The following is a 22,745-nucleotide window of genomic DNA, read 5'->3' on the forward strand; positions in this document are numbered from 1 at the left end:
CCCTCGACAACGTTCAGGTTGGGGAAGGGGATTTTTGCTTAGCATACTGAATTAACAGCCTTAATGACAGAGGGAGATCAAGGATGTCAATTCAGACAATCGAGTGCAGGCGAGTGCTTTTTTGGCCTGGTCTGCAAATTGACTGAAGTTACCCTCGCACAGCGCCGCTTTGACTTCCAGCACAGAGCCGGGGTTGACCGACAACTCGTCCAGCCCCATGCCCATCAGTATTGGCGCAATGCGCGGATCACCTGCCAGCTCTCCGCACAAAGACACCCTGATGTTGGCCGCTTTGGCGTCTGCTATTGTCATGGCAATCAGCCTGAGGATCGCCGGTGAAAATGAGGGATAATCCCGGGTTAATTCAGGGTTGGTCCTGTCCGCCGCCATGGCATATTGCGTCAAGTCATTGGTACCTATGCTGATAAAGTCCAGCTTTGGCAGCAGCGTTGGCAGGTTCATAACCGCGGCAGGGGTTTCCACCACTATGCCAAGGGTGATTTCTCCATAGCCTTTCTCGGCCTCGCTGAGCTGCTGTTTGCAGTGCTCCAGCATATCCAGTACGGCGTCCAACTCTTCAACCTGATTAACCATGGGCAGCATCAACCGAACCGGACCATGATTGGCGGCGCGCAATACGGCCCGTAGTTGTGTCTGCAGAATTTCAGGATGTTTAAGGGTGTAGCGCACGCCGCGCATGCCAAGCGCAGGATTGTCTTCTATTGCCTGATCCAGGCAAGGCAGTTCCTTGTCTGCACCTATATCCAGAGTGCGTATGGTGAAGGGCTGGCCGTTGAGCAGCTGCAGGGCATCGCAATAAAGGTTGTACTGAGCCTTTTCATCTGGAATGCAACTGACATCCATCAGCATGAATTCGGTACGAAACAGGCCTATTCCTTCCGCGCCGACCTGGGGCAGACGGGAGATCTCATTGAGGTTACCCACGTTGGCCATTAGGCTGATACGTTTGCCGTCCTGGGTCTGGGTCTGCCTGTCCCGGTATTGCTCCAGTGCGCTGCGTCTTGCCTGCTCGCGCTCAAATCTCTGCTTAAGCTCTGTGACTTCGGTTTGCTCCGGGCGAACAAATAAGGCACCTTGGTTGGCATCCAGAATGAGCGGATCGCCGGCATTGATATTGCCTGTTTGATAGTTGCAGGAAAGCAGGGCGGGGATGCCGGCGGCACGGGCCAGGATAGCCGTGTGGCTGGTGAGGCCACCGGTCTTCAGTATGATGCCTTTGATATGTTCAAGGGGCAGCAGGGCAAATTCCGCCGGTGTCAGATCCTGGGCCAACAAGATGGAGTCATGTTTGAGTTTATCCAGGCCATCGGCATCGGCGCCGTTGATACTGCTGATAAGTCGTCTGCCGAGGCAGCGTACGTCCTGGGCCCGGTTTGCAAGGTAAGGGTCTTCCAACGCTTCAAGTTCACTGGCCTGGTGGGCAAAGACCCGCTCTACCGCCGCTGTGGCTGAAAACTGCAGCCCACTGATGGACTCGCGAATTTGTTGAATAAGTTCGGCATCTTCCAGTAGCAGCAGATCGGCTTCCACCAATTGGAAGTTGTCTGAATCTTCGGTCAGTTTATCCAGGCTGGTCTGTAACTGCTGGCACAAGCGCTGCAGTGCCTGGGTGAGCTTATTCAGCTCTTGAGGGATTTTGGCAAGTGGCAGCAGGCGGTAATCCATGCTGTTGTCAAAGGGGTTGTAGACTACCGCTTCTCCGAAGGCGATACCCGATGAGACTGCAATTCCGGCGAGGCGCATCTGTGTTCCTCTCAACTTAAGGTGATCAACAGTTCCGACACCCGTTCAACGGCTTCGCGAGCTTGTTCACCTTCGGCAAATACTCTGACAGACACGCCTTGATAGAGCCCCAGTGTCTGCAACTTGAACAGACTCTTGGCACTGGCTTGTTTGCCCTGGCACTCAACCATCACATCACAATCGTACTGTTTCGCCTCTTTTACCAGCAGTGCGGCAGGGCGGGTATGGATCCCGTGTTTGGCGGTAATAGTGACGGTTTTTTCGTACATAGACTTCTTTGACTCATGTAATTAACTGAATAATATCCGGTAACGGCTGACGTTTTGCAATACTCCGGCGAACAAGCCGTCAATTGCCATATTCAATAACCTGATATTGCTGCTTTCTGAGGGCGCGAATGGCGGTATCCAACTTATCTTTCTTCAGCAGTATATAGTCGGTATCGAAGGTTGAAACAGTAAAAATACTCACATGGGCATCGGCGAGAGTCGCCGAGACTCTGGCCATGATACCCGTCATGGAAAAGCCGAGTGGCCCTAAAAGCTCAAGACAACGCCAGTCTTCTTCCTGCTCCAGGCTATCGAGCTCCAGTTTACAATCGACGACTACTGAAAGTTCCTCGCGGGTTTTGGCGATAAAAAACAGCGGCTGGCTGAGTACCTCGGCCGGAACCTGAGTATCTGAGCTGAAACTGTGGATAGTGAATAGCTGCGGATAGACCGCCAATGTCATGCGCAAAGCCAATACCTCTTTTCTCGCCCGGGCGACCTAATGGCCGCCGCTGCGGTATCACCTGCCGGGTACGGCAAACTCCGGGAAGGTGCGAACAAGTCCCATGTGTGCTCTGCGTCGGCTTACAGGCCTGGATGCAAGGCGTGGTTCGCCGCATATGGCCCTAGTCCTTTGCAAGAAGCACAACACAGCAGGCAGGTCTGTAAGCCACGCCCTTCGGGGTTTTCACAGCAACCGGCTCTCTGCGTTATCCGACTTCGACAGGCCCCGGCATGCCTTCAGTCAGATGCCTTGAACGCCAATTGCTGTGCAAACCAGAGTGCCACGAGGACTCATTTGCACCTTCCTTAGCTTATCACAATAAGAAAGGGGCAGAATACGTTCTGCCCCTCGAGATGTTAGATCTTGAATTGCCCCAGAGTGCGGCGCATGTTCAGGCTGATCTGCTCAAGCGACATCGCCGCGCTTTGGTTGCTGGCATTGGCTTGCACTGAAACTTGAGTCAGCTCAGAAATGGTGCTGACATTGCGATTGATCTCTTCGGTCACCAAAGATTGCTCTTCGGTAGCGCTGGCAAGTTGGGTATTCATATCGCTTATCTGCGCGACCAGGGAAAGGATTTGATCCATGGCAGAGCCTGCCGCTTCGGCCTGTTTTTGCAGCTCGGAGGATTGGCTCTGTGTTTGGCTGTTACTCTCCATAACGGCGCTGACACCGGATTGAATTTCACTGATCAGCTTGTGTATTTCGTTGGTGGAGTCCTGAGTGCGGTTGGCAAGGGCGCGCACTTCATCGGCCACTACCGCAAAGCCGCGGCCGTGAGTACCTGCGCGGGCGGCTTCGATGGCGGCGTTGAGTGCCAAAAGGTTGGTTTGTTCGGCAATGGTGCGGATAACGTCGAGAATGCCGCCAATTCTGCCTGAAGCCTGACCCAGGGTTTCGGTAAGATTTTCTGCAGCCTGCAGTTCGCGCACCAGCTCCTGGCAGTTTGCCAGTGTTGCATCCATGGTCTCTTTACCGCTGAGGGCTTGTTGTTTGACGCTGGAAGCGGCATCGGCAGCCTGCTGGGTATTGTTGGCCATCTCCTGTGTGGTTGCCAGCATCTGATTCACGGCGGTAGCCACGCTGGCGGTTTCTCTGTGGATGTTATCGGCGCTGTGGTTGGACTCTTTGACTGCGACTGTCAGGTGCTCGGCGTCCTCGCCCAGCGATGCACCAAGTGGCTGCAGTTCGCTGACGGTTCTACCTATCTTCTCTACAAAACTGTTAAAGGCACGGGCGAGTGCAGCCACTTCATCACGGCCTTGACCCTCGAGCCTTTTACTGAGGTCGCCTTCACCTTGGGCAATATCCTCCATTGCGGCGATGGCGGTCTTGAGCGGTGCGGTAATGGATTGATTGAGCACCAGGAAGAAGATGAAAATCGGCGCTGAAATCAACATCATAATGATCAGATAATCGATTGAGACTGACTTCATGGTGGCGTTGACATCGCTGATATATGTGCCGGTCAGCAGGGTCCAGCCCCAATCTTTGTCATATCTGGATTCGGTGAGCTTTTCTTCGCTATTGCCACTGGCCGGGTTTCGGATCTCATAGCTGAGTTTGCCTGTGCCATTGGCCTTGGCTTGTTGTTGTAGTTGGGCCAGCGGATTGCTGCCGTCTTTGATGCGATAACCGGCAATGGCTTGACCCACCAGCGAAGGCTCGGCGCCGTGAGCGATGATCTTGCCCTGATCCGACAACAGAATAAAGTAGCCTTCACGGCCATAACGCATCTGACCGATCAAGGCGGCCGACTCCTGTTGCGCCTCTTCGAGAGTCAGTTTACCCGCCTTTGCCTGAGTGCGATGTGCGGCAACTACAGACAGGGCCGTGTTCAACTGGGCATCATTTTGCAGCCATTTCTGGGTTATCAGATTGTCATACTGTTCTTTGATGGAAAAACTGGCGAAACACAGGGTGCCTATCGCGGCCAGAACCAACATAAGGATAAGGCGCTGAAGAATGGTGAGCTTCCTGAGTAATGCCATTTTGTACTCCTTTGTTATTTCTTATTAGGTAGTTGGCAGCGACTATAACGCGATGGAAAAACCAAGTGAAACCTTTTTACCTTGCGTGTATTGCTTTGTTGATCGCGCTCATTGTTCGCGTTAAATCTTGCCAACAGAGGGGAAAACAGGCCTCATGCCTTTGAGGCTGCATTCTGGATATCGGCTCTAATATCAAAAGCTTAAGATGTGTTGGATCACACATGTCATAAGTAAAGGGCTAATTTGTTGTTTTCACTTTGATTTTTAAACAAAATCGGCTCAGAATTAACCTTATGTCTATTATTGGTCTCTCTTCATGAATACACCTCAAGTCATTAGCTCGGACGATATTTTGCTGAAACTCTGTCACTCTGTGACCCATGTCTTGTCGGCTACCACCGCCAGCACTCTGTCCCACGCAGGTATAGTGCAAAAGATAACCCGTACCCGACTCAAGCCGGACGTTGGGTGTTTCTCTATTTTTGATGGTGGCTTCTCAGGCCTGGTGGTGATCAACTTTTCAGCGGCCGCCGCGTTGGAAATCTATCGCCGCTACATGCTGCATATGGGCATGCCGGAGGAGGAGTTGGCTTTCTCTCATACCTCAGACGAGGTGGGCAATGTGATGGGCGAATTGATGAATCAGATGCTGGGGGACTTTATCGGTAAGGTGTCCAAGGAGCTGCAAACGTCCATCAGTCAGAGCCAGCCAAAGATGTTGACCATCAACAAGGAGCTGACTATCTCTATCGATGCCAACCTGGATGATCCTATAGCCCGCCGGGTGTCGTTCAAGACAGAAAACAACCATATCTTCTATCTTGAGTTTGCCATGGACAAGACAGAGTTTATCCGCTTGGCCGAGTTTGAAACCGATGAAGAGTTTGATCCGGATTTGTTGCTGGCCCGTCACGGCAATCAACAGGTGCAGGGCAAAGCGCCGGAATCGCCTTGGGTTAAGGCCGCCAATGCCGATGATGACACAGACGATCTGTTCAAAGAGCTGGGCATCTGACATTTTGCAGGCGTGATGTTATCAGTCCTTTTGTCAGCGGGCGGCGTTAGCTTGTCCGCGGCCCTGCTTTTGAACAGTGCAATAACGACTGCTCTCCACACACTGTAAGGCGCTCAGTCAAGGGCGCTTTCATTCTCGCTTTCCAGGTCAGTATTTCTCTATTAACTTTGTCCCTATAGCTACTCAATCCTTTGAGTTACTTATCATTTAAGCCATCAGGCGAATAGCGGAGCAGCCTGTCTTTGTGGGTGACGTTGCAATCACTAGCACAGACGTGGCACAAGCAGGGCTGCTATTCAGCAACACTGAGCCCTGCCGTTTACGACAATACAACAGATGTTGCACTCAAACTTGCCGCGGTTAACTTCAACCACTTTTATTGTTTTTATGACAGGACATGTCCTGATTGATTTAGTGTATCTATATGAATTGATGGGTTTTTTATAAAAACTTCGACTTGTTAAAAATTGCTGAGTAGATCACGAAGTTGTAATTAGGGGTTAAATTCCGCTTGCCAGCCTCGGACATAGTGTTTATTGTGCAAACAAAAGTTTGTTACAAGAACAAATGTTTGCACAGGAAAGCGCCAATGACAGAACGTGAACTCGAAATTCTGGCCCTTATTAAAGCTGACCCTTTGATACCGCAGCAAAAACTTGCTGATCAGCTGGGCATAACCCGCTCTGCAGTCGCAGGTCATATCATGAACTTGACTCACAAAGGCGTGATCCGTGGCAAGGGGTATATCTTGGCGGAGAATCCCTTTGCGGTCGTGATAGGCGGCGCCAATATGGATATTCTTGGCCGGCCGGCTTCCAAGCTCAGGGTAGGGGATTCCAATCCCGGCAGCGTCAGTTGTTCACCCGGCGGTGTTGGGCGCAACATCGCTGAAAACCTGGCTCGTCTGGGTTCAGATACCCGACTGGTGACGGCGGTAGGCAAAGACGCCTATGGTGAAATGATCACCGCCCAGTGTCGTCAGGCCGGAGTCGATATGGGCAACAGTTTGCAGTTCGAAGACGCGGTGACCTCCACCTATCTTTCGGTACTGGATGGTGACGCCGATATGCATGTAGCCATCAACGACATGGCCATTTTGGAAAGATTGGGCCCTGAAGTGCTCAAGGGGCTGGAAGATATGCTGCGCCGCGCTGAACTGCTGGTGTTGGATACCAACCTTTCCGAAGCCGCTTTATCCTATCTGCTGAGCAACTTCCCTCAAGTTCCGGTATTTATTGACACGGTTTCCTGTGTCAAGGCGATGAAAATCAAGCCTTACCTCAACGCCATCCACACCCTCAAACCCAACCTCAAAGAAGCCGAGCACCTCTCCGGCATCGAAATGCGCAGCAAAGAAGACTTAAGCGCTATCGCTAACTGGTTCCATGACCAGGGCGTCAAGCGGATCTTCCTCAGTATGGGCAGTGAAGGTGTATTTGTCAGCGATGGCGGTGAGTCACAGATGGTGAGCGCCAAGCAGGTGGAAATGGTCAACGCCAATGGCGCCGGAGATGCCTTCCTGGCCGGATTGGCTCACGGTTGGCTCAAGCAGTGGCCATTGCTGGAAACCACAGAATTTGCGATGGCCGCGGCCCGGTTGGCGCTGTCTCATATCGCAACTATCAACCCCAATATGTCTGAAATCTCTGTAAACCGTATTATCAAGGAGTCGTTATGCTGAAGCAGTATCTGGATATTCATCCTGAAGTTCAAGCAGCCCTGGAACAAGGCAAGCCGGTGGTCGCTCTGGAATCGACCATTATTTCCCATGGTATGCCGTATCCGCAGAACGTTGAGACAGCGCTCAAGGTGGAGCAGATCATCCGTGATAACGGCGCTGTACCCGCAACCATCGCCATTCTCAAGGGCCGCCTCAAAGTGGGCATGAGCCAGGAAGAGATCAATTACTTGGGCAAGGCCGGTGAAGCCGTTATCAAAACCAGTCGCCGTGACATTCCCTTTATTGTTGCCAAAGGTGCAGACGGTGCCACCACAGTTGCTTCTACCATGATCCTGGCGGCAATGGCCGGTATTAAGGTGTTTGCTACCGGTGGTATCGGCGGTGTGCACCGCGGCGCTCAGCAAACTTTCGATATCTCTGCCGATTTGCAGGAGCTGGCCAACACAGATGTGGCCGTGGTTTGCGCCGGTGCCAAGTCTATTCTGGATCTGGGCCTGACCCGTGAATATCTGGAAACGCAAGGCGTGCCTGTCGTTGGTTTCCAAACTGATAAACTGCCGGCTTTCTATACCCGCGAGAGTGACTTCGGTGTCGACTATCGCTTGGAGCAGCCGGTAGAAGTGGCTGCCGCCATGAAAGCCAAGTGGGACATGGGGCTCAAGGGCGGTATGGTGATTGCCAACCCAATTCCTCACGAGCATGCTTTGGATAAAGCACTGATCGATGGCGCCATCGCCCGCGCAGTGGCTGAAATGGATGAGAAAGGCATAGGCGGTAAGGCTTCAACGCCGTTTCTGTTGGCCAAAGTTGCCGAAATTACCGAAGGTCACAGCCTGACCGCCAACATAGAGCTGGTTTACAACAATGCCAAGTTGGCGGCTGAGATTGCCCGCGAGTACGTGGCCCGCTAATCAGCTGTTTTTGAACCATTAAGCTATCTCAAGAAACCCGACACTCGTCGGGTTTCTTTTTGGAACTCAGGCACGGGAGCTATGGTATAGCGTGACGTCCAGGCTGAGTATCTTCCCTTGTCTTAGGGTTACGTTCAAATAAACAGCGCTAAACTGATGTGAATCAATTTCAATAAAAAATCAGTTATCTGTGTGAGATTTGCGGTTTTAACATTTAAAAACATGTGGATAGTGAGCATTTTTAGATCAAATAATTTGATCCCATTGCTTGAAATGCTAGGTAACGAAAGCCTCAGGCTGACTCAGGTATGCTGGTTCCAAACCATTTCAGTTGTGCTTCTTTCCTTGGCTATCCCCTTCTACTCTGCAATTGTCCCGGCCCTTAGACTATCCATATAATTCAAAGCCAGCTCAATCGCCATCTCCTCATAGGGCAAGAGTTTCCCGCTTTTTTTCAATCCATTGTCTATGCTTATCCTAAATAGCTTGCAGTTGTCGCACGCCATAGTCTTTAAGGTCATTTTACCTTCAAGACTTTGCAATAGCGGCAATAGTGACGGCTATTCAAAGCAAAAGGGGATGTTCTGCTTCTGGCTCAATGCCCAAGGGATGGCTATGGCTGACTTCAAGGATGATCCGCTCAGTAGTTTCTGCCGGGTTTTGTATTTGTACCAGGCTTATTGGTTATTACCTATTTCCAGGAACAGCGGGAGATGGGCGTGAGTCTGTTCAAACGGCAACTGCTGGCCGCGCTGCTGGCTTGTTTGGCTATGGCCGTAATTTTAATCCTCTACCAAAATGGGCAGCAGGAACGCCATCATTCCAATCAGTTTCAACAGCTCAAGCAGCAAACCTCTGCCACTGAATTGGAACTTGAATTATTGTTGGGGCGCGCCGCCTTAACTGCCCAAAGCCAGGCTGTGCAGTTATCGAGTTACTTAAACCATCCAGAAGCTGAAGAGAAAAAGCTGCCCCAATATCTCGACGAACAACTGCTGCTAACACCGGCCTTTACCCGTTTGGTGCTCCTGTCGGAACAAGGGCAAATATTTGCCCGTACCAGCATAGATAACCAGGGATACGCATTGTCATCCCAAGCGCTTTCAACTCCCATTTTTGCTTCCGCCAATAGGCAAACCGGCCAGGAACATGAAAATGCCCCTCCAGTCCTGAGGCAACTTCAGCGCGAACTGCAGCCACAGGCCGAACCTGTGTTGTCGTTACTGCCTCAGGTGGCACTGCTGGCTCAGGACACGGTATTGGGCAGACAAGTATCCTTCCTTGCCCGGATTTCAGGCGATGGCTTGCGACTCAAAGAGCAGGAAGGCAATGCTCCAGCAGCCAAGGAAGCCGGTAACTATTACTGGCTGGCGACGCTGGATTACAAAGTTTTCGAGTCCCTGCTGGATACTACAGCCATGCGTTTACAAACAGCCGGTTTTACCCGGGTTGAAGTGATGCTTACGGACGCTCAAGGGAAGAGGCTTGCTCAGGTGGGCGAGGAAGCAGGCAACCAACCGGCCAGAGGGTATGAAACGCTAAAAACCTTGCAGTTAAGCCGTGCGGTCAATGCTACGGGTCTTCATGGTCAGGACTGGCAACTGAGTATTGTTGCCACGCCGCCTCCTAGTGCCAATCCAGTGCTTTTGCCCGCCGCGCTGCTGACAACACTATTATTGCTCGCCCTTGTCTGGCTTTATATCGACCTTGTGAGACCGCTGGAAAAGCTGGCAAGAACACTGACTGCCCTTGGGCGCGAACAGGGAATGGAAAGCTTCAATCTTGTCGCTGTTTCATTGTCAGGCATGCGCCGCGAAATTAGCGAACTTCGTGAATATCTGGGTAATCGTTTGCAGCATTGGATGGTGATTGAGCGGCAAAATCAACAGTTGCAATTATGGCAATCCAGTCTTGAACAATTGCCAAGAACGCTTGTTATTACGGAACTGGACGATGCGGGTACCATTATTTATGCCAGTAAAAACCTGGCAGAAATCTGTGATTTTGACTCTGCGGAAACCAGGCTCACGATGGCTGCTGTTCTCGACAGGGCCGACAGCCCCGGCGGTTTTATGTCGCTGCCAAAATGGAGTCGGGGCGCGACTGTGGTACGAATGCCGGGGAGCCATGGCCGTTTTACCAGGGTTTGCAGTTATCCCATTAAGAATGACGCTGGGGAAGTGCGATTTCGCCTATTGGAACTTGAAGCGATAACAGTTACGGGTGCCTTGGCGCCAAGGGTGTCATTGGACTCGGACAGTGGTTGCTTCGTCGACAATATCCCAGGCATCAATGGCGTGGATACCGGCAATAATATAGAGCCTTACTCAGGGCTTTTCCTGTTACTCAAAGACGACCATCATATTCTTGAGGTGAGCCAGGCGTTTGCCGGGCTACTGGGCTATAGCCCTGAGGAATTGCTGCAACTGGGTTTTGGCTCTATCTCTCCGTTTTGGACTCCAGGACAACATTTGCCACAGCTTTTGATCCTCAAGCATCAAGATGGCCGCTTACTGGAGTTTCATCTGCAATGGCGTGCCAGCCATGGCCTGACGCCAAAGCTCTACTGGCTCTGGCCCAGTCCATTAATCCAGCGGCCAGAGCATCGCATCTTGCAGGCACAGGAGCTGGGTTATAGGGCGGCCTTTTTGCAGGCTTCAGTGGGTTTTGCCCGCATAGGTATGAGTGGCGAGTGGCTTGAGGTCAACGACAAGTTCTGTGACATCTCAGGCTGTGACCGTGAGCAGATAGCGCGTATGGATCCCGAAGTGGCGCTCAATCTCAAGCAGTTTGATGGATGGCTGCGCTTCAGTGAAAAAATGCTCAACAATGAACTTAAGTTTCACGGCGATGAAAAACGCTATTTGCGCCTTGATGACAGTGTCCTTTGGTTGAATGTTTCCGTGTGCCTCATCCGCGACAGCCACGAGCAGCCCAGATATTTTTTAATGGCGTTTGAGGATATCAGTCAGCGCAAGCAGTTTGAAATCGGTCTGATGGAGGCCAAGCAACAAAGGGAGGAGTTGCTTAAGGGGCGGGATCTGGCTTCCGAGGCAGGTGGAATAGGTAACTGGTCCTGGGACATAGAGTCCGGAGAGCTTATCTGGGATAACAGGATGCGCAGCATCTATGGCCTGAATTCAGAGAAACTGACCTTCAGAGATTGGCGTGCCCGGGTACATCCCGAAGATATCGCCGACGCCGAGGCGAATGTCAACGCCTGCATCAATCACAAGGTGCCGTTTCGGGCCGAGTTTCGGGTTATCAATCAGCGCACCGGGGCGACCCATTGGGTTAAGGCTGCCGGTGACACCATACGTCGCAACGGTGTGGCGGTGAAACTCTTCGGTATTAATCAGGACATTAGCGATGAAAAAGCGCTGCAGCAGTCACTGGCGAGAGAGAGCGCCGAAGCTAATCAGGCGAGCCAGGCCAAGTCCCGCTTTCTGGCGGTGATGAGCCATGAGATCCGCACTCCCATGAATGGTGTCGTGGGCATGATAGATTTGCTGCGCGATACCGGTCTCAGTGCCGAGCAGCAGCGGATGATAGGCACCATCCGGGATTCGGCTTTCTCGCTGCTGGAGATCATCAACGACATTCTCGACTTCTCCAAGATAGAAGCCGGCAAGATGGAACTGGAGATAGAATCTGTCTCCTTGCTGTCTATTCTGGAGAAGACCATAGAAGTGCTCTGGTTCAATGCCGCCAGCAAGAACGTGTTTCTCAATATTCTGCCGGATCTGAATCTTCCGGTGCTTATCCGCCTGGATCCTGTGCGTATCCGCCAGATAGTGCTCAATTTGGTGGGCAACGCCATCAAGTTTACCCACAGCAATCGCCAGCAGGGACTGGTTATGTTGCGAACTGAGTGTCGTCAAAGCCATGACAACCACAGTGAGATGATCCTCGAGGTGATAGACAATGGGGTTGGAATGACCAAGGCCCAGCTCAGACAATTATTTGAGCCCTTTACCCAAGCAGATTCTTCAACCACCCGTAAATATGGCGGAACGGGACTTGGGCTCAGTATCACCAAGTCTTTTGTTGATTTGATGGGCGGCAAAATCGAGGTGGAAAGCCAACCGGATGCCGGCAGTACCTTCAGGCTCCGTCTTCCCTGTGAAGCGGCCGATGAATACCGGGAAACCGAGCTGCAGCGCTACAGCGAGCTTAATATCAAACTGCTTATCTGTATCGACAACAAACAACATCTGGTGGCCGTGTTGCACCTTGTTGAACAACTCGAACTGGAGTATCAGTGCCTCGATTCCGGGCAACTTGAAGGCAGCCTATTTGAACAAGCCTGCTTGGCAGAATCCGAGCTGCTTATCAGCGACAGTTACCAAGCTTACAAACAGTATCGCAATCGGGGGGAAAAGGGGCTGCCATGTGCCTTGTTATTACTCGATGAAGACTCGATTACCTCTAAGGTTGAAGCGGATATGAGGGTCTGTATGCTTTCTTGTCATCCGCTCAAACCCACGGCTGTGCTTGCGGCTCTGGCGATGCTGAGCGGGCAGAATCCAGCGTTATGGCAAATGTTTGCTCCCGGTGAAACCACGCGGATTGGCCGTAGCGTCTCAGAGACAGATATTGCGACCGACGCCGGTTTTACCATCTTGGTGGCCGAAGATCACCAGACCAACAGAGAAGTGATCTCATTACAGTTGAAGAAGCTGGGCTGCCGTTTTGAATTGGCAGAAGATGGCCTCGAAGCATTGAAGATGTGGCAGAGTGGCGGCTTTAGTGTGCTGCTTACCGATTGCCATATGCCTGGAATGGACGGCTTTGAACTGACAGCCGAAATTCGCCGCCTTGAACAAGAGCAGGACTTGCCTCATACCCTGATCATCGCCGTCACTGCAGATGCCATGTCCGGCGAACTGCAAAATTGCCTGTCGGCTGGCATGGATGATTATCTGGCCAAGCCGGTGGAATTCAAGTCCCTCAAAAGCAAACTACTGGCCTGGCATGGCCAAAATCAGTTCCGCCAGAATGAAATGATCGGCGATTCTCCCTCGGCTCATACCGAGGCGCCTTTGGATCTCAACAAGTTAGCTGAGATCTTGGGGACAGAGGATGACGAGATAATCCAATCCATAGTGCAGTACTTTCTTACTTCACTTGAGCGGGAACTGCCGCCGCTGTTTGAGGCGCTGGAGAGCCTGGAAGCCCAGGAGCTGAGACGCCGGGCTCACGCGCTCAAGGGCGCCGCCAACTCATCCGGCGCAGTGCGTCTTGGCAAACTGTTTGCCGAGTTGGAGCAACAGGCCGCCGAAGGGCAATTGACATCTTCAACACAATATCGCCAGCAGATTGAGCACGAGGCGGCGTTGGTCAAGCGGGCCATGCCGCAATCACAAGCTACCCAGGCCTGAATGCCTGTATGTCGGGAGAACAAGGATGAGAGACAGCGTAACTAGCCTGATACTGTTTTTTGATGATCAGGATCTGGTCGAGCCCGTGGAAGCCATAGTCAATGTCTACTTCGAGCGGGTTCTCAGAGTGGATATCCGGGTGGAGAACAAGGAACTGGCGAGTCTTTCAAAAGAGAAACATACCCGAATGCTATTGGTCTATTGTTTTCAGGATGTGGCCCATGCCGAGAGTCTGAAGCGTTTTCTCCAGGGCAATGAACACTTCAATGCCCTGAGAACAGTGCCACAGGCGAGTATGTTGTTGTGTGAAAAAAGTTGTCGGGCTCAGGCGTTTGAACTGTGTCGCCGCGAAGCTTTTGACAGTTACGACACCATTCGGCCCATCTATGACAATAATAAAATCATCCTCACCCTATACAAGTTGCTTGAGATCATAGCGCTTAAATCCGAGCTCAAGCGTTTCGATCAACAGGATCTGGATATGCAGTATGAGCTGCAAAACACTGCCGATTGCCTGGAAGGACTCAACGAGTCAGTCAAAGTGGCCAGCAAGCAACAGTCGTCGCTGATCACCAGCATAATGCAAGATGTTGACGGAATACTCAGTTCCATCTCTGAAAGTGCTTTCATGCAGGCTTTCAGGCGGGTATTTCACTCGCTGCCGGATGAAGAGATCAACAAGTTTATTGAGGAGCTGAAACGTTACTCCATCAACCCGCAACTCAATCGCCTCAAGGAAAAGAGCGAGTCATTGTTCAACGAGCTCTCAAACCAGATGCTGCAGCAAAAGGCGGCATTGGAGAAAAAAGACAGCGGCAAGAAGGCTACCATAGTGGTGGCCGACGATCAGGATGTGGTGTTGAAAATCATAGTTACTATCCTGGAACAGCATGGTTATCGGGCTGAGAGGGCCACCAATGGGGTAGAAGTGCTGTTAAAGGCCAAGATCCTCAAGCCGGATCTCATCTTATTGGACATAGACATGCCGATACTTGACGGCATTGAAACCCTCAAAGTCTGCAAGAAAACCCCCATGCTGCAGGAAATCCCGCTGATCATGCTCACCAGCTATGCCGATGTGGATCATTTCCAAAACTCCCTATTGTTGGGCGCAGAGGATTACATTATCAAACCCACCAATGCCGACACCTTGCTGAAGAAAATTCGCAGCGTGCTTAATTGAGCTGGCTTTTTTACCTCGCCCTAGGGGAGCGCTACAGACGGTGCGCAAATACAGCAAACTTTCAGTTAAAAACCGATTAATCCCGCCAAAGCCACTCAAGCCCCTTGCAGAGCTGGGGGCGAACTCCTATGATCCAGCGGTTTTCCATCCCGAGGCCCAAATATGCTTAACTCCCCGCTTAGCGAACACGCCAGTGAGCTGGTCATTGCGATTCTCAATCAGGTACTGACCCAAGGTGCGCCGCTGGATCGCGCCTACTCAAAGCAGTTTGCACCTGAGCGCCTCAAGCCTTGGGAGCAAGCCAGAATTGCTCTGGTCACCGGTGATATTTTGCGCCGTTTAAGTTATTACAGCTTTCTGGCCGATGTTGCAGCGGATCAAATTGAGCGTGAAGGCACGAGACTCATCAACGCCTGGCATATGGCCAATGGCCTTGAGCTGCCGAAAATGCGCTACGCGCTGCAGATGGACAGTGAGCTGCTTGAGCAGCGGATGGCTGAGGCCCAGGCTATGCCTGCGCTGCTCGATGGTTGCCCACAGTGGCTCGAAGCGCTAGGGAGTGAACAACTGGGCGATAACTGGCCGGCCGAGCGCCATGCCTTGACTCAGGCCCCCAAACGTTATCTGCGCACCAATTTGCTTAAGTGCAGCCGGGAAAAACTCAAGGCTCGTCTTGCCAAGGAAGGGGTCGAGACTTGTGAAGTCCCCGAGGTTGCCAGCGCTCTTGAAGTGATTTCAGATTCAGCGCTGTTTCGCACCGAATGCTTCAAGTCGGGCTGGTTCGAGCAGCAGGATGCCGGCTCGCAACATGTCGCCGAAGCTCTTGGGGTTGAACCAGGGATGCGGGTCATTGATGCCTGCGCCGGTGCCGGCGGCAAGACGCTGCACCTAGCCGCCAAAATGCAGGGCAAGGGACGACTGCTGGCGATGGATGTTGAGCAGTGGAAGCTGGATAACCTCAAACAGCGGGCTCGCCGCGCCGGCGCCCACAATGTGGAAACCCGGCTTATTGCATCCAGCAAGACCATCAAACGTTTGAAACTCAGTGCCGACAGGGTACTTTTGGATGTGCCTTGCTCAGGGCTTGGGGTGCTGAAACGCAACCCGGACACCAAATGGCGTGATACCCCTGAGCGCTTGCCGGTGCTGATGGAACTGCAGGAGCATATTCTCGGCAGTTACAGCCGCATGGTGAAGGTGGGCGGGATCCTGGTTTACGCCACTTGCTCGATCATGCCGCAGGAAAACGAGCAGCAGGTAGCGCGTTTTCTGAAGCAGCAAAGCCATTTCCGCTTACTCGATGAGGAAACCATCAGCCCGGCCAAAACCGGTTTCGATGGCTTCTATCTGGCAAGGCTTGAGCGGATAGCCGAGTAACAATCAGGCCTGTTTGAGTCATATTGACTTAAACAGGCGGTTTCACACCCGCTTCAAAAAGCATCTCAACAAAAGCATCTCAACAAAAACAGTGCCACTCACTCTTACCGGTTTGCCAAGTATTGCCGCTTTATTCCCCCTGCAGGGTCAACAGCAGGCGGCGCCGACCGCCATTGTCTCTGTGCTCGCCAAGATAGATCCCTTGCCATGTGCCCAGTGCCAGCTGTCCGGCGCTGACAGGCAGCAGCAAACTGGTGCCCAGCAGGCTGGATTTAATATGGGCCGGCATATCATCGGCGCCCTCATAGGTGTGGCGAAAGTAAGGGGTATCTTCGGCCACTGCGCGATTGAACCAGGCCTCAAAATCCTGCCGCACTGTGGGATCGGCGTTTTCGTTGAGCGTCAGCGAGGCAGAGGTGTGCAGTAGTTGCAGGTGCAACAGGCCGCAACTGACGTAAGGCATATCATCAAGAGCCTTGGCAATATCATCGCTTATTAAATGAAAACCGCGCCGCTTGGCGTTTAAGGTCAGTTGTTGCTGATGCCACATAGATATTCCTTAATGTGGGTGAGACTGGCCGCCATCTGAAAGCTTGCCATTAAATCACCGCGAATTTAAAAGCCGGGCCTCTGATTTTTAGGTGAGCGCCCGGCGAAACATTCTATCGTCTTTATGGGGGCTCCCCAAGATGCAAGGCGGTACTTACCCAGCGGACAGCCCATCATTAGCTGAAGAGATAGTGGGCGATTCAATTATCAAGTTTGATGATAAAGCCTGCATCGCCGCCATGACCATCTCATTAGTGAGAGTGATGAATGAGGGGGATTAGAGAGAGTGATTGCAGATAAAACACAGATTGTTTGCTAAAATACCGGCCGCGAATTTACCCCTATAGACCCAGGAGAAACACCCCATGGCCAGAGCTTGCGCCAGACACATTTTGGTTAAAACCCGTGAAGAGGCGGAAAAACTCAAGGCCCGTATCGCCAAAGGGGAAGATTTTGGCAAGCTGGCGAAACAATACTCTCAGTGTCCTTCAAAAAAACGCGGCGGCGATCTCGGGGAGTTTGGCCCTGGGCAGATGGTCAAGGCGTTCGATCAAGTGGTGTTCAAAAAGCCGGTGCTCGAAGTGCATGGCCCGGTCAAAACCCAGTTTGGTTTTCATCTGATCCAGACTATTTATCGTAATTGAGCTAAAGCCTGCTGCGGTTTTCTGGCAAAGGCTCGATAGCATTGAGCCGGATCGCCGGCCAAAGTTCTACAGGCCGTGACTTCATCCTCCAGGTCGACAAAGTCTTCCAGCAGCTCCTGCAACTGCATGGGCGTGTGGTAACACATAGGAGTACCCAGCCCTGAGGTGAAACGTTTCGTCATGGGGGCGCAAAACTCACTCAGGTGGAACAAGCCTCCAGGCTTAAGCACGCGTTTAAGCTCCAATATGGCGGCTTTTTGCGCCATTTCAGATGGCATGCAGGTTAAAACGGCGCAGCTCAGCACCACATCGAATGTTTCATCGGCAAAAGGCAATGGAAGTTGTGGCAGCTGAATTAAATCGATGTCCGGGTACAGACTGAGGCCGCGCTTTATCATGGCGGCTGAGGGATCGACCCCCAGCACCTCAGGATAGCCTAACTGTTTCAGCTGCTTGGTTATCCGGCCATAACCGCATCCAAAGTCCAGTATTCTGGCATCGGGTTTCACCAACTGGCAGAAGCGCTGCACATCGATTTCCAGATTGAAATTGACCTGGTTGGCAACCTTATCCCAAAGCTGCACCGTCATTGCTTATCCTCATCAATAATGGAAACTTTATTGTTGAGGAACAAAGAGTTGGGCACCAGATGTGTCACGCCTTCATCCTTTACCGTGATATAACGCAGGTTGAGATCCACCACTGTCCCCTTGGAGCCGGTAATATCGATTTTATTGCCCAGCTTTATTGGTTTATAGAGCACTATCATAATGCCGGCAATCAGGTTGGATATGGCGTCTTTGAGGGCAAAACCCAGAGCAAAGCCGGTGAGCCCGAGTCCGGCAACCAAGGCGCCAACATCAAAGCCCAACTTGGATAAAGCCAAGACGGCACCAATAAATATCAGTACCACGCGCTGGGAGTTGGAGATCAAGCGAAACGATTCGCTGGCCGCCGAGTCAAAGCGGGCGGCCACTTGTTTCAGGAAACGGTCGATAATCAGGCTGACTACCACAAATGCGGCAAACACCAGGATTGCCTGAATGACATTTTCATTCATTTTCTGCTCCGAATAATAAAGTCTTAGTCGCTGAAATGTTCGGCTTGGCGCACAAAGGCATGCCAAACTCAAAGGCGCCCAAGTTAACCAAAGGTTGAGATAGAGACAAGAGTCAATCAATAAATTTCAGTGGCTTACCTAAATTGCCCAAGGCCGTTTTTGCCTACTCAGGCTGCAAAAGGTTTTGCCGTAGAATAGGGTATTTGCTGCCTGCGACATTGTATCTGGCGCTCTGGCTGGGTATAAGGGAAGTGACATTCTACAAGGACGATAATCATGAAGGCTGTATCCGAGAACAAACGGGTTTTGCTGCTGTTGCTGTTACCTATAGTTCTCTTGCTGTTGTCATCGGAGTTATTGCTAAGGCCAGTGACCTCAGTAATAGTCAAAAATCAGTTCAAACTCATGGAAGAGTATCTTAGCCAGAGACAGCGTTCCATCAATGACATTATTCTCCATCAAGTACCTGAGTTTCATTTTGATTGTGGCCCGCAAGACGCAAAATTATTGCGGGCACCTGAAAACTATAATCGCTATTTTCGGGTGATGGGGATAAAAACCAAAACCGGCATGGGCTGCAGTTCGCTTGGCTCGGATTTACTATTGCCGGATCTTCCCAGTGACACCCCTATAGGGCAGGGCTTTGGCCTAACCACTACAGGTGCCATGCATGACACCGAGCAGGAACTCTTGGTTTATTTCAGAAGTAATGGCAATACCGCTTACTGGATTTTGGACAGCAGTTGGATCCGTGAAATTATCAATCTTCCCTGCCGCGATTGTTTTTACATAGAGTTTCTGCATCATGCTCCAGGCTCCGAAGGGCTGGTATTTGAGCGCGGCAATCCCTCGGTACCCAAAGAATCCCATGTGCATTTTCTCAGTGTGATGGACACGCAGCATCAGGTGGAGCAAAAACTCTGGTTTGGAAAGAAACTCGATGATTACGCCAGAGAAAAGATCTTGGTTTACGGTTTACCCTTGAGCATTTTGCTCGGAGTGCTGCTGGCCGGGGCTTATTGGCTTTATCTGAGTTACCACAGTTCGCTCAAGAGTATGCTCCAAAGGGGAATTGCCCGGCAGGAGTTTATCCCTTTCTATCAACCCATAGTCGATATTAATCAGGGCAAAATTGTCGGTTATGAAGTCCTGGTGCGCTGGAAGAAGGGCAAGGAGTTTATCCCCCCGGCCGCCTTTGTAGAGCATGCCGAAGCCTGTGGCCTGATCATTCCCATTACCGAATCTTTGCTGCAGCAGGTACTGCAACAACTGCCGGAGCTTGAGAGCGGCACTTGGGTAAGTATCAACCTGGTGGCAGAACATCTGGAGCAGGCTCATGTCAGTCGTGTGCTGCAACAGCATAATTGGCCGGAGCCGGACAGACTTAAATTTGAGATCACCGAACGCTTGCCCATTGCAGACATTGACGCCGCCAAGCAGGAAATCGCCAAGCTGACAGAGAGGGGATACAGCTTTAAAATTGATGACTTCGGCACCGGATATGGCGGCTTTAAGTATATTCAAGCCTTGGGGATCGACAGCATCAAGATAGATAAGATGTTTACCGATACCATAGGCACCAATGATCTCAAGCGTGGTGTGCTGGATGCCATTATCGCCTTTGGTATGGAGTCAGAGCTTGAGATGATAGTCGAAGGCGTGGAGACGGCGGAGCAGGTGGAGTACCTCAAAAAGCGCGGTATATTCCTGCTGCAGGGATACTATTTTGCCCGCCCCATGCTGGTTGAAGAACTGAAAACCGTGAAATCAGACGAAGTTCCCTAATGGCAGAAACCTTAGCGGCAAAAACCTTAGTGAAACCGGCCACTCTTGAACTTGCAAGCGATTATTACCTGAGCAATTTTGAACTCTTGCTGGAGGGTAGCCGCCGCTATCTGGATATTTTGCCAAGCGAGCTTGCCAGGTTACGCGCGGCGTACCTTGCCTGCACCAAGCCTTCGCGGATGTTGCTGGTGCGTCTCTTGTCCCGCAAGGGCGAGTGGTTTCGCACCGATAAGCTTAACTACCCGGAAATAGGGGCCCTTGAACCTGCGATAAAGGGGCTTGAGCACGCGGAGCTCATCAGCACTTCATCATTGCCAAACACTGAAACCTGGCTCAAAGGCGTCACCCTCACAGAGCTGCGCCGGGCGCTTCTCAAACTGCAACAGAGTCGAGCCTCGGAGGGCGAGAATAGTCTTGGGGGCCTGGTCGATATTGCGCTGCATCTAGGTAAAAGCGTAAATGGTGCCTCAAAGGAGACACTGAAACGTACCATGCTGGCGCTCGGGCCCCAAGACTCACAGTTATTGATTGGCGAACTGAACTCTGAGCTGGGCATAGAATGGATTGAGCTTAAATGCCAGCGGCTTCTCGATGGCCTATTGCTGCTCTATTTTGGCAACCGTTATCAGGATCTGAGCCAGTTTGTGCTCAGCGATCTGGGCTTGCAGCGCTTTGAAGTCACTGTGCTGGACAAGGCCCACCGCGCCTATGACAGCCCAGAGCAGCTTAACGCCGCGTTGGCATTTGGCCATATGAGTCAGCAGATAGAAGAGGCGATACTAGCCAAACAGCCGCTGGATATTCCATTGCTGCTTGAACAGATTAATGCCATTTCAGCGATGCCCGAGGCTAACCCCTTACTCGAGCGGCGCCGGCAAAAACTACTGACTCTGATAGGCCGCGAAGCCGAAAGGCAAGGGCAAACTACTCTTGCCATCAGTGTCTATTCGCAGTGCGAACATTGGCTAGCAAGGGAACGCCTGTGCCGCTGCCTGGAAAAACAGGCTCAGTGGCGGGCTCTGACTCATGCGCTGCTGCACCTTTGCGACCTTGCCGGTAATGAGAGTCAGTGGCAAATCATAGAACGTATTGGCAAACGCCTGCTTAAAAAATTGCCAAATGGCAAAGACAGCAAGTTTGCCTCACCATCAGGCCATAGTGAAGCGCCTGATTCCTTGGCGCTTGATTCTTTGATGTTAAGACTGCAAGCGCTGAAAGAAAATGTACCGGGTAGACTGGGTGCGCTGCCAGCGATAGCTCTGCAACTCACTCCCAATGGTGAACGAGTTGAAATGCGTGTCGCTGCGCACTTTGAAGCGCTCGGTTACCGGGCGTTTTTTCTCGAGAATGCCTTGCTTTGTGGCCTCTTTGGACTCGCCTTTTGGGACATTATTTTTGCCCCCGTTAAGGCGGTATTCGATAATCCATTTCAGCGCAGCCCACGGGATATGTTCACCGAGGAGTTTGTTAGTCGGCGTCAAGAGGCCATCACGGCGCGTCTTGATGAAATCGCTCGGGAGCACGGCGCTGTTATTTGGCGCCATTTTCAGCAAAAGCAAGGACTGGCAAATGATTGGGTTTACTGGGAAAACCTGCCGCAACAGGCGCTGGAACTGACGCTGGCGGCACTTTCCGGCGCCAGGCTCGCTCAGGTATTTGAACGTATGCTTGGCGATCTCAAGCATTACCGCAGTGGCCATCCGGATCTTGTGTTATTTGACGCCGAAGGGCGCATTAGTTGGCTTGAAGTCAAAGGCCCGGGCGATAAGTTGGCCGATCATCAAATATACTGGCTCAACTTCCTCAGTGACTTGGGAGAGGCACGGGTTTGCTATGTCGACTGGGCAACGGCCGGCGAGTGTAAATAAGGTAAATAGCATTAAGGCAAGAATGATTGTTATTTAGTATTGGCCAATAACAGTCAATTAACAGGCAGCCCACTGGCGGCCTGCGCTATGTGGGAACCTTAATTGAAGTTCAGAGTCAGCAAGTCATCGCTCCATTTCGCCCGCGTCGTTCATATCTATGTTTCCATGGCACTGCTGCTGTTGATGCTGTTCTTTGCCTTTACCGGTATTACTCTCAATCATCCGGACTGGTTTATCCGCCAGGGCGGAGAAAGCCTGGCATCGGAAGAAGCCCTGCCGGGATTTTTGTTGCCGGTGAATAGTGAAGACCCGGATTGGCGCGAAGCCACTGCGCATTGGCTCAGTAGCCACTGGGGAGTGGATGGTCACAGTGCCGAGTTCAGTGAAGATGAAGTGGCGCTGGTGCACAAGGGGCCGGGGCGCTATCAGAGCATTACCCTGGATCTGCTGGACGGGAAAGCCTATGTCGAGCAGATAGATTATGGTCTTATCGCAGTACTCAATGATCTGCATAAGGGGCGTAACAGCGGCACCCTGTGGGTCTGGCTGCTGGATCTTTGTTCAATTCTCATCATCCTGTTTTCCCTGACCGGTGCTTTCCTGCTGTTGCCTCAGAGCCGTAGATTGAAAAAATCCTTACTGGCCATGGTCGGTGTCAGCAGTGCCTGTGCCCTTATCTATCTGCTGTTTGTTCCCTGAGTTCAAAGTGACAGACGGCAAAGCATGAATTAGTACCCCCTACCTTTGGTGTGTTGTGAATGG

17 protein-coding genes are annotated in these 22,745 nt (G+C 51.8%); 10 read left to right on the plus strand and 7 right to left on the minus strand.

The features are described from left to right. Positions 1-60: 60 nt before the first annotated feature. The 4 genes from ptsP to HCX89_RS09525 all read right to left on the minus strand — a co-directional run bounded on the left by ptsP (position 61) and on the right by HCX89_RS09525 (position 4,529). Complete coding sequence (gene ptsP / locus HCX89_RS09510) at positions 61-1,764, minus strand: phosphoenolpyruvate--protein phosphotransferase (protein WP_028779986.1); 1,704 nt, start codon at positions 1,762-1,764, stop codon at positions 61-63. Between the two features lie 11 nt (positions 1,765-1,775). After that, positions 1,776-2,033: an HPr family phosphocarrier protein gene (locus HCX89_RS09515; RefSeq protein ID WP_028779985.1), complete on the minus strand. Its 258-nt coding sequence runs from the start codon at positions 2,031-2,033 to the stop codon at positions 1,776-1,778. A gap of 79 nt (positions 2,034-2,112) precedes the next feature. After that, positions 2,113-2,502 carry an ACT domain-containing protein gene (locus HCX89_RS09520; protein WP_025010258.1) on the minus strand — a complete coding sequence of 130 codons (390 nt, stop codon included), beginning with the start codon at positions 2,500-2,502 and terminating at the stop codon, positions 2,113-2,115. Positions 2,503-2,894: 392 nt separating this feature from the next. Then, the gene (locus tag HCX89_RS09525; protein WP_167715814.1) at positions 2,895-4,529 is read right to left on the minus strand and encodes a methyl-accepting chemotaxis protein; all 1,635 of its coding nucleotides are present in this window, start codon (positions 4,527-4,529) and stop codon (positions 2,895-2,897) included. Positions 4,530-4,845: 316 nt separating this feature from the next. Between HCX89_RS09525 and HCX89_RS09530 the strand changes: the two genes are divergently transcribed. The 6 genes from HCX89_RS09530 to HCX89_RS09555 all read left to right on the plus strand — a co-directional run bounded on the left by HCX89_RS09530 (position 4,846) and on the right by HCX89_RS09555 (position 16,077). Further along, complete coding sequence (locus tag HCX89_RS09530; RefSeq protein ID WP_167715817.1) at positions 4,846-5,544, plus strand: DUF3334 family protein; 699 nt, start codon at positions 4,846-4,848, stop codon at positions 5,542-5,544. Between the two features lie 589 nt (positions 5,545-6,133). Further along, positions 6,134-7,225, plus strand: coding sequence for a PfkB family carbohydrate kinase (locus HCX89_RS09535; RefSeq protein ID WP_071237420.1), 1,092 nt, complete (start codon positions 6,134-6,136; stop codon positions 7,223-7,225). Beyond that, entirely contained in the window at positions 7,219-8,136 is a 918-nt protein-coding gene (locus HCX89_RS09540; RefSeq protein ID WP_025010261.1) for a pseudouridine-5'-phosphate glycosidase, read from the plus strand. Before HCX89_RS09535 ends, HCX89_RS09540 begins: the two co-directional genes overlap by 7 nt. Positions 8,137-8,855: 719 nt before the next feature. Further along, complete coding sequence (locus HCX89_RS09545; RefSeq protein WP_167715820.1) at positions 8,856-13,517, plus strand: ATP-binding protein; 4,662 nt, start codon at positions 8,856-8,858, stop codon at positions 13,515-13,517. A gap of 25 nt (positions 13,518-13,542) precedes the next feature. Further along, positions 13,543-14,700: a PleD family two-component system response regulator gene (locus HCX89_RS09550; protein WP_051472708.1), complete on the plus strand. Its 1,158-nt coding sequence runs from the start codon at positions 13,543-13,545 to the stop codon at positions 14,698-14,700. A 162-nt stretch (positions 14,701-14,862) separates the two neighbouring features. Continuing rightward, positions 14,863-16,077 carry an RsmB/NOP family class I SAM-dependent RNA methyltransferase gene (locus HCX89_RS09555; RefSeq protein ID WP_167715822.1) on the plus strand — a complete coding sequence of 405 codons (1,215 nt, stop codon included), beginning with the start codon at positions 14,863-14,865 and terminating at the stop codon, positions 16,075-16,077. 130 nt (positions 16,078-16,207) lie between these two features. Here HCX89_RS09555 and HCX89_RS09560 read toward each other — a convergent pair whose 3' ends face one another. Next, positions 16,208-16,627, minus strand: coding sequence for a secondary thiamine-phosphate synthase enzyme YjbQ (locus tag HCX89_RS09560; protein ID WP_028779979.1), 420 nt, complete (start codon positions 16,625-16,627; stop codon positions 16,208-16,210). A 364-nt stretch (positions 16,628-16,991) separates the two neighbouring features. Between HCX89_RS09560 and HCX89_RS09565 the strand changes: the two genes are divergently transcribed. Beyond that, the gene (locus HCX89_RS09565) at positions 16,992-17,270 is read left to right on the plus strand and encodes a peptidylprolyl isomerase (protein WP_025010268.1); all 279 of its coding nucleotides are present in this window, start codon (positions 16,992-16,994) and stop codon (positions 17,268-17,270) included. On the opposite strand, the gene HCX89_RS09570 is transcribed toward HCX89_RS09565, so the two are convergent. Beyond that, positions 17,258-17,860, minus strand: coding sequence for a class I SAM-dependent methyltransferase (locus HCX89_RS09570; protein ID WP_028779978.1), 603 nt, complete (start codon positions 17,858-17,860; stop codon positions 17,258-17,260). The genes HCX89_RS09565 and HCX89_RS09570 overlap by 13 nt on opposite strands. After that, positions 17,857-18,330: a mechanosensitive ion channel family protein gene (locus HCX89_RS09575; RefSeq protein WP_025887287.1), complete on the minus strand. Its 474-nt coding sequence runs from the start codon at positions 18,328-18,330 to the stop codon at positions 17,857-17,859. Before HCX89_RS09575 ends, HCX89_RS09570 begins: the two co-directional genes overlap by 4 nt. A 276-nt stretch (positions 18,331-18,606) precedes the next feature. On the opposite strand from HCX89_RS09575, the gene HCX89_RS09580 reads away from it, so the two are divergent. The 3 genes from HCX89_RS09580 to HCX89_RS09590 all read left to right on the plus strand — a co-directional run bounded on the left by HCX89_RS09580 (position 18,607) and on the right by HCX89_RS09590 (position 22,682). Beyond that, positions 18,607-20,115, plus strand: coding sequence for an EAL domain-containing protein (locus tag HCX89_RS09580; RefSeq protein WP_167715825.1), 1,509 nt, complete (start codon positions 18,607-18,609; stop codon positions 20,113-20,115). Next, the gene (locus HCX89_RS09585) at positions 20,115-21,983 is read left to right on the plus strand and encodes a VRR-NUC domain-containing protein (RefSeq protein ID WP_167715829.1); all 1,869 of its coding nucleotides are present in this window, start codon (positions 20,115-20,117) and stop codon (positions 21,981-21,983) included. Before HCX89_RS09580 ends, HCX89_RS09585 begins: the two co-directional genes overlap by 1 nt. A 102-nt stretch (positions 21,984-22,085) precedes the next feature. Continuing rightward, positions 22,086-22,682, plus strand: a complete 597-nt coding sequence (locus HCX89_RS09590; RefSeq protein ID WP_025010274.1) for a PepSY-associated TM helix domain-containing protein — start codon at positions 22,086-22,088, stop codon at positions 22,680-22,682. Positions 22,683-22,745 lie beyond the last annotated feature (63 nt).

Origin of the sequence: Shewanella sp. Iso12, assembly GCF_012030025.1 — a bacterium.
GTDB classification, from domain to species: Bacteria; Pseudomonadota; Gammaproteobacteria; order Enterobacterales; family Shewanellaceae; genus Shewanella; species Shewanella algae.

What these genes read in the sequence shown, in the direction of transcription:
- ptsP (WP_028779986.1), bottom strand. Translation starts at nt 1,764, where the DNA reads ATGCGCCTCGCCGGAATTGCAGTCTCATCGGGTATCGCCTTCGGAGAA.
- HCX89_RS09515 (WP_028779985.1), bottom strand. Translation starts at nt 2,033, where the DNA reads ATGTACGAAAAAACCGTCACTATTACCGCCAAACACGGGATCCATACC.
- HCX89_RS09525 (WP_167715814.1), bottom strand. Translation starts at nt 4,529, where the DNA reads ATGGCATTACTCAGGAAGCTCACCATTCTTCAGCGCCTTATCCTTATG.
- HCX89_RS09530 (WP_167715817.1), top strand. Translation starts at nt 4,846, where the DNA reads ATGAATACACCTCAAGTCATTAGCTCGGACGATATTTTGCTGAAACTC.
- HCX89_RS09535 (WP_071237420.1), top strand. Translation starts at nt 6,134, where the DNA reads ATGACAGAACGTGAACTCGAAATTCTGGCCCTTATTAAAGCTGACCCT.
- HCX89_RS09540 (WP_025010261.1), top strand. Translation starts at nt 7,219, where the DNA reads ATGCTGAAGCAGTATCTGGATATTCATCCTGAAGTTCAAGCAGCCCTG.
- HCX89_RS09550 (WP_051472708.1), top strand. Translation starts at nt 13,543, where the DNA reads ATGAGAGACAGCGTAACTAGCCTGATACTGTTTTTTGATGATCAGGAT.
- HCX89_RS09555 (WP_167715822.1), top strand. Translation starts at nt 14,863, where the DNA reads ATGCTTAACTCCCCGCTTAGCGAACACGCCAGTGAGCTGGTCATTGCG.
- HCX89_RS09560 (WP_028779979.1), bottom strand. Translation starts at nt 16,627, where the DNA reads ATGTGGCATCAGCAACAACTGACCTTAAACGCCAAGCGGCGCGGTTTT.
- HCX89_RS09565 (WP_025010268.1), top strand. Translation starts at nt 16,992, where the DNA reads ATGGCCAGAGCTTGCGCCAGACACATTTTGGTTAAAACCCGTGAAGAG.
- HCX89_RS09570 (WP_028779978.1), bottom strand. Translation starts at nt 17,860, where the DNA reads ATGACGGTGCAGCTTTGGGATAAGGTTGCCAACCAGGTCAATTTCAAT.
- HCX89_RS09575 (WP_025887287.1), bottom strand. Translation starts at nt 18,330, where the DNA reads ATGAATGAAAATGTCATTCAGGCAATCCTGGTGTTTGCCGCATTTGTG.
- HCX89_RS09580 (WP_167715825.1), top strand. Translation starts at nt 18,607, where the DNA reads ATGAAGGCTGTATCCGAGAACAAACGGGTTTTGCTGCTGTTGCTGTTA.
- HCX89_RS09585 (WP_167715829.1), top strand. Translation starts at nt 20,115, where the DNA reads ATGGCAGAAACCTTAGCGGCAAAAACCTTAGTGAAACCGGCCACTCTT.